Origin of the sequence: Oscillibacter sp. (genome assembly GCF_032060045.1) — a bacterium.
Lineage (GTDB): Bacteria > Bacillota > Clostridia > Oscillospirales > Oscillospiraceae > Oscillibacter.
Genome location: NZ_DAMBZJ010000010.1, coordinates 41,895 through 48,353, shown reverse-complemented (window position 1 = coordinate 48,353; position 6,459 = coordinate 41,895). Strand labels below are relative to the sequence as shown.

At 55.6% G+C, this 6,459-nt stretch carries 4 protein-coding genes; all 4 read left to right on the top strand.

Translation table 11 applies throughout. The features are described 5' to 3' along the window. Window positions 1-533 (top strand): threonine--tRNA ligase (locus RT018_RS05885; RefSeq protein WP_312940113.1); only part of this gene is annotated, 533 nt, incomplete at its 5' end. A gap of 287 nt (window positions 534-820) precedes the next feature. Continuing rightward, on the top strand, window positions 821-4,234 hold the full coding sequence (locus RT018_RS05880) for a pyruvate carboxylase (protein WP_312940112.1): 3,414 nt from the start codon (window positions 821-823) through the stop codon (window positions 4,232-4,234). A 345-nt stretch (window positions 4,235-4,579) separates the two neighbouring features. Continuing rightward, window positions 4,580-5,605: a TAXI family TRAP transporter solute-binding subunit gene (locus RT018_RS05875; RefSeq protein ID WP_312940110.1), complete on the top strand. Its 1,026-nt coding sequence runs from the start codon at window positions 4,580-4,582 to the stop codon at window positions 5,603-5,605. A 95-nt stretch (window positions 5,606-5,700) separates the two neighbouring features. Continuing rightward, window positions 5,701-6,459 (top strand): TRAP transporter large permease subunit (locus tag RT018_RS05870; protein WP_397359804.1); only part of this gene is annotated, 759 nt, incomplete at its 3' end.

Sequence of the window (6,459 nt, the reverse complement as noted above, 5' to 3'; positions counted from 1 at the left end):
ACGGGCCCAAGCTGGACTTCCATCTGGCGGACTCTCTGGGCCGGACCTGGCAGTGCGGCACGATTCAGCTGGATATGCAGCTGCCTGAACGGTTTGAGCTGGAGTACGTGGGCGAAGACGGCCAGAAGCATCGCCCCGTCATGATCCACCGCGTGGTGCTGGGTTCTATCGAGCGGTTTATCGGCGTCATCACCGAGCATTTTGCCGGCGCGTTCCCCACCTGGATCAGCCCCGTGCAGGTGAAGATTCTCACCATTACACAGCGGGCGGACGACTATGCTAAGCAGGTGGCCACCGCATTGGAGGCACAAGGCTTCCGGGTGGAGGTGGACCTGCGGAACGAAAAGATCGGCAAGAAAATCCGCGAGGCCCAGTTGGAGAAGGCCCCCTTTATGCTGGTGGTGGGCGACAAAGAGGCTGAAAGCGGTCAGGTGGCGGTTCGTCACCGGGCCGACGGCGACCTTGGCGTGATGTCGCTGGAGGCGTTTACCGCACAGCTGAAGGAATTGGTGGACAGCAGAGCCACGAAGTAAGGAACATGAACAGAACGCCGCGTCCGCAAACCGGACGCGGCGTTCTAGAAAATCAGGGGGATATAGAGGGATTTGTAGAAACTGCCGGAAACCGACGAAAAGTTTACGCAAAAGCTGTGGCGTTTTCTGAAATGAGAAAAACCGCCTTATTTTCGTTGCGGCGGGGCTTTGTGGGGGAGTATACTGAAGCAAATATAAATTTGCGGACACGTAGCAGTTGGCGGTGTTTTCAGAATCGAAAAAAAGCCGTCCCGCGCCTGAGGTGCGCGGGGGAAGGAAGGAAAAGCATGGGTAGAGAATTTAAGAAGGTGTTGGTGGCCAACCGCGGTGAAATTGCCATGCGCGTGTTTCGCGCGTGTCACGATCTTGGTTTGCAAACCATCGCCATCTATTCCAACGAGGATATGTACGGCCTGTTCCGCACAGCGGCCGACGAATCTTATCTCATCGGCGAAAACGAAAGCCCTTTGGGGGCGTATCTGGATATTCCCCGCATCATTGAGCTGGCCAAAAAGCACGAGGCGGACGCGATCCATCCCGGCTACGGCTTTTTGAGTGAGAACGGCGATTTTGCCCGGGCTTGCGAGGAAGCCGGCATTAAGTTTATCGGACCCAATTCCAAGGTGCTGGATATGATGGGCGACAAGCTGTCCGCCAAGGCGCTGGCCATTGAGTGCGGGGTGCCCACCACCCCCGGAACCAAAGACCCAATTCCTGACCGTCAGGCGGCCCAGAAGCTTGCCATGGAGTTTGGCTTCCCGGTAATTCTCAAGGCCGCCGCTGGCGGCGGCGGGCGCGGCATGCGCCGGTGCGATACCGTGGAAGAAGTGGGCGTCAACTACGACCTTGTGAAGTCCGAGGCGAAAAAAGCCTTCGGCAATGACGATATCTTCATGGAGAAGTTTCTGGTTCAGCCCAAGCACATTGAGATTCAGGTGCTGGGTGATGAGCATGGAAACGTGGTACATCTCTATGAGCGAGACTGCTCTCTCCAGCGGCGGTATCAGAAGGTGGTGGAGTTCACCCCCGCCTTCTCCGTGTCTGAAGAGGTACGCCGGGCGCTGTATGACGATGCGGTGAAAATCGCCAAACGGGTGGGCTATACCAACGCGGGAACGCTGGAATTTTTGGTGGACAGAGAAGGGCATCACTATTTCATAGAGATGAACCCCCGCATTCAGGTGGAGCACACCGTCACCGAAATGGTCACCGGCGTGGACCTTGTCCGCTCTCAGATTCTGATTGCACAGGGCTGCCCCCTCAGCGACCCCCGCATCGGCATCAAAAAGCAGTCGGACGTGCACCGGAACGGGTACGCCATCCAGTGCCGCGTCACCACCGAGGACCCGGCCAACGGTTTTGCTCCCGACACCGGAAAAATCACGGCCTACCGCTCCGGCGGCGGCTTTGGTGTGCGGCTGGACGGAAACGCCTATGCCGGCGCGGTGATCTCTCCTTACTATGATTCCCTGCTGGTGAAGGTCACCACCTGGGACTCCACCTTTGAGGGCGTGTGCCGCAAGGCCATTCGCGCGGTGCGGGAGGTACACGTCCGGGGCGTGAAAACCAACCTCGCCTTTATTCTGAACATCCTCCACGATGAGGTGTTCCGGGCGGGCGGCTGCCACACCAAGTATATCGACGAAACTCCCAGCCTGTTTGAGCTGGACGAGGGGCAGGACCGGGCCACCAAGATGCTGAAATACATCGCCAACATCGTGGTGAAGGAGCAGGGCCCCCGGAAGCTTTACGAAGACCCTCGCTATCCCCCTGTTACCGGGGAGCGGCCTGACGGCTTAAAGCAAATGCTGGATGCCAAGGGCCCAGAAGCCGTGGCCAAGTGGGTGCTGGAGCAGAAAAAGCTGTTGATCTGCGATACCACCACCCGGGACGCGCACCAATCTCTGCTGGCCACCCGTGTGCGCACCCGAGACATTATCAAAAGTATGGAGGCCACCTCTGAAATTGAAGCGGACGCGTTTTCTTTGGAATGCTGGGGCGGCGCGACCTTTGACGTGGCCTATCGCTTCCTCCACGAATCCCCTTGGGAACGGCTGAACATGATTCGGGAAAAGGCCCCCAACCTACTGCTGCAAATGCTGCTACGGGGCGCCAACGCCGTGGGTTATACCAACTATCCCGACAATGTCATCCGGGAGTTTGTGCGGCAGGCGGCCATCAACGGTGTGGACGTATTCCGGGTGTTCGACTCTCTGAACTGGATTCCCGGCATGGAAGTGGCTATGGACGAGGTGTTGAAGCAGGGCAAGATCTGTCAGGCTGCCGTGTGCTACACCGGGGACATTTTGGACCCGGCCCGGGACAAGTATACCTTGAAATATTATATCAATCTGGCAAAGGAACTGGAAAAGCGCGGTGCGCATATGCTGGCCATCAAGGACATGGCGGGCCTTCTGAAGCCCTACGCCGCCAAGAAACTGGTTTCCGAGCTGAAGCAGGAGATCGGTATTCCACTTCAACTCCACACCCACAATACCTCCGGAAATCAGGTGGCTACGGTGCTGATGGCGGCGGAGGCGGGCGTGGACGTGGCGGATCTTGCCATCTCCTCCATGAGCTCGCTTACCAGTCAGCCGTCCCTAAACGCCGTGGTTGCAGCGCTTCAGGGCACCGAGCGGGACACCGGCATGGACTTGGAGCGGCTCCAGCACCTGACAGACTATTGGGAGGATGTGCGTACCCGGTATGACTCCTTCGAGGCGGACATCAGATGCCCTGCCACAGATATTTATCGCTATGAGATTCCCGGTGGGCAGTACACCAACCTCAAGCCGCAGGTGGAATCTCTGGGGCTGGGGGACCGGTTCCGGGATGTGAAGGAGAACTACCGGAAGGTCAACGACATTCTGGGCGACATTGTGAAAGTGACGCCTTCCAGCAAAATGGTGGGCGACATGGCCATTTTTATGACCCAAAATGGTTTGACTCCGGAGAACATTGTCGAAAAGGGCGCGAACCTCGCCTTCCCCGACAGCGCGGTGAGTTATTTCTCCGGCATGATGGGCCAGCCTGCCTGGGGCTTTCCCAAGGATTTGCAAAAGGTGGTTTTGAAGGGGAAGGGAGCAATTACCTGCCGCCCCGGCGAACTCTTAAAGCCGGTGGATTTTGAAGCGGTGCGTAAGGAAATGCTGGAATTCGACCCCGATCCGGCTGACCGGTCCGTCATCTCTTACTGCCTGTATCCCAAGGTTTATCGGGACTATAAGCGGGATCAGAAGGAGTATGGCTACGTCACCCGGCTGGGCAGCCATGTGCTTTTCCATGGCATGGCCGTGGGGGAGACGCACAAGGTCAACATTGCCGACGGCAAGACCCTGATGATTAAGTATCTGGGCCTTGGTGAGGTGGACACTGAGGGAATGCGCACCGTCAGCTTTGAGCTGAACGGCATCCGCCGGGATGTGCAGGTTCCCGATGTTGAGGCACAGAAAAACATTGTCAAGGTTCCCATGGCAAACCCGGAGGACAAGAGTCAAGTGGGCGCGTCGATTCCTGGCGCGGTGAGCAAGGTGCAGGTGAAGGTGGGGGATACCGTGGAAGTGAACCAGACCCTCATTACCATCGAGGCCATGAAGATGGAAACCGCCATTACTGCCCGCATGGCGGGCACCGTGGAGGCCATTCAGGTGGCCGAGGGAGAAACGGTGAAGGGCGGACAGCTGCTTTTGACCATCAAGTAAGGGGAAAAATAGTCAAAGTGCACAAAGGGGATTCTTGACAATTTAATGAAATTGGACGGGACGCGAAAAATTTTTTTTGCGTCCCGTCCTGCATTTGTTTTTGCACTTTTTACACATTTTTTTTAAATATGATGAATTTTTTGTGAATAGATGATTTCAAGAAAAAATTTAAGCTGCATTTTATTTAAAGTCATGCAAGAATAAATTTGGCATTTTGCAAGGAAAAATTCATAGTCTCGAAAAAAATTTGCACAAATCGCCGAAAAGTATGTTGAAACTTTCCAATAATTACGCTACAATATAACAAGTCCCGAGCAGATTGAATGAAAGAAAAGGAGTATTGCGATGAAAAAACTGATGTCTCTTCTCCTGGCCACTTTGATGATGGCCTCTGTCCTCTCCGGCTGTGGAAACAATGGGGGGACTACTCCTCCGGCCGCATCCGGCAGCGGAGCCGCTTCCTCCGGCGCAGCCGCTGGCGCCACGGATTCCCTGACTTTCTCTACCGGTGGCTCTCAGGGTACATACTATGCCTTTGGCGGCGTGCTGAGCCAGTATGTCACCAGCAATACCGGAATGAACGTTGTTGCCATCGAGTCCGGCGGCTCTCAGAATAACATTGAGAACCTGCAGGACGGCGCGGCGCAGTTGGGCTTTGTCCAGTCCGACGTGATGTCCTATGCGTATGCGGGCACCAACCTGTTTGCCGAAACCGGCGCGGTTACTGACATCTCCACCGTGGCGAACCTCTACATGGAGCAGGTGCAGATTGTCACCACCAACCCCGACATCAAAACCGTTGCCGACCTGAAAGGCAAGAACGTCTCCATCGGTGCTGCTGGCTCCGGCGTGTTCTACAACGCAATGGATCTTCTGGGTGCCTATGATCTGACCGAGCAGGACATCAATCCCACCTATCAGGGCTTCGGCGACAGTGCCGATGCGCTGCAGGACGGCAAGTTGGACGCAGCTTTCGTCGTGGCCGGCGCCCCCACCACCGCCATCACCTCTCTGGCCACTGCCAAGAGCGTGTATCTGGTGAGCCTGGACGATGCGCACATTGCAAAGCTGCTGGAAACCTCTCCCTATTACACGGAGTACACCATCCCCGCCGGCACCTATGAGGGTCTGGACGTGGATACCAAGACCGTGGCCGTCGGTGCTGTGGTCGTCGCCCGTGACGATGTCAGCGAGCAGGCCATCTATGAGTTTGTCTCCACCATCTTTGAGAATCTGGACGCTATCTCCGCCCAGCACGCCAAGGGCACTGAGCTGAACGTGGAGTTTGCCGCTTCCGTGACCTCCGTTCCCTATCATCCCGGCGCTGCCAAGTATTTTGCCGAAAAGGGCATCACCGTTCCCACGAAGTAAACATCGGAAACCAGCATTTTAATGCAAGTGGCCGCGGCGGGCATCCGCCCGCCGCGGTTGCTTTCTGTATTTACCTCATGAGTTAAGGAGAAGGTATGAGTTTATTTAAAGACAAATCCGGGGACGAGAATCAGGAGCGTCCTTTAGAGGATACCTCTGCCATGAACATCCCCCAGAGTGTGGATGTGGGCACTGCGGCGGACGTTGAAGCCGTTATGAAAAAATATGACCGCGAATCCAACGTCCGGGTATGGGAGGGCATGCCCAAACAGGTAATCCGCTGGCTGATGGTGGCGTTCTCGGTATACAGTATTTGGGTGACTTTATTCAGCAATGCCATGCCGGAAAAGCGGCTGACCGTGTTTGTGGGTCTGATTGCAATTATGGGTTATCTGACCTATCCTGCGAAAAAGGGCAGCGTAAAAGTCAACAGCCTGCCCTGGTACGATGTGATTTTAATGCTGTGCGGCTCTGTTCCATTCTTTTACTATGCAGCCAACGCTGTGAAGATCATCAAGCTTTCCGCCAGAATTGAGCCGTATATGATTGTGCTGGGTCTGGTCGCGATTGTGGCTCTGATGGAGTTGTGCCGCCGAAGCGTCGGCCTGCCCATCCTGATTGTGTTGAGCTTCCTTCTGATCTACACTTTTTATAATATGTTCCAAACACCCAACGCGACGGGCTATATGGTCATTCGCCGGGTGATCTACACCCTGTTCTATACCTCCTCCGGTATTATGTCCACGCCCATTAATGTCTGCGCCAAGTACATCGTGGTGTTTATCATCTTCGGCGCGTTCTTGGAGCGGACGGGCATCTCGAGCTTCTTTATTCAAGTTGCAAACTCCCTTTGC

Coding starts and splice junctions, on each gene's coding strand:
- RT018_RS05880 (WP_312940112.1), top strand. CDS start 821: ATGGGTAGAGAATTTAAGAAGGTGTTGGTGGCCAACCGCGGTGAAATT.
- RT018_RS05875 (WP_312940110.1), top strand. CDS start 4,580: ATGAAAAAACTGATGTCTCTTCTCCTGGCCACTTTGATGATGGCCTCT.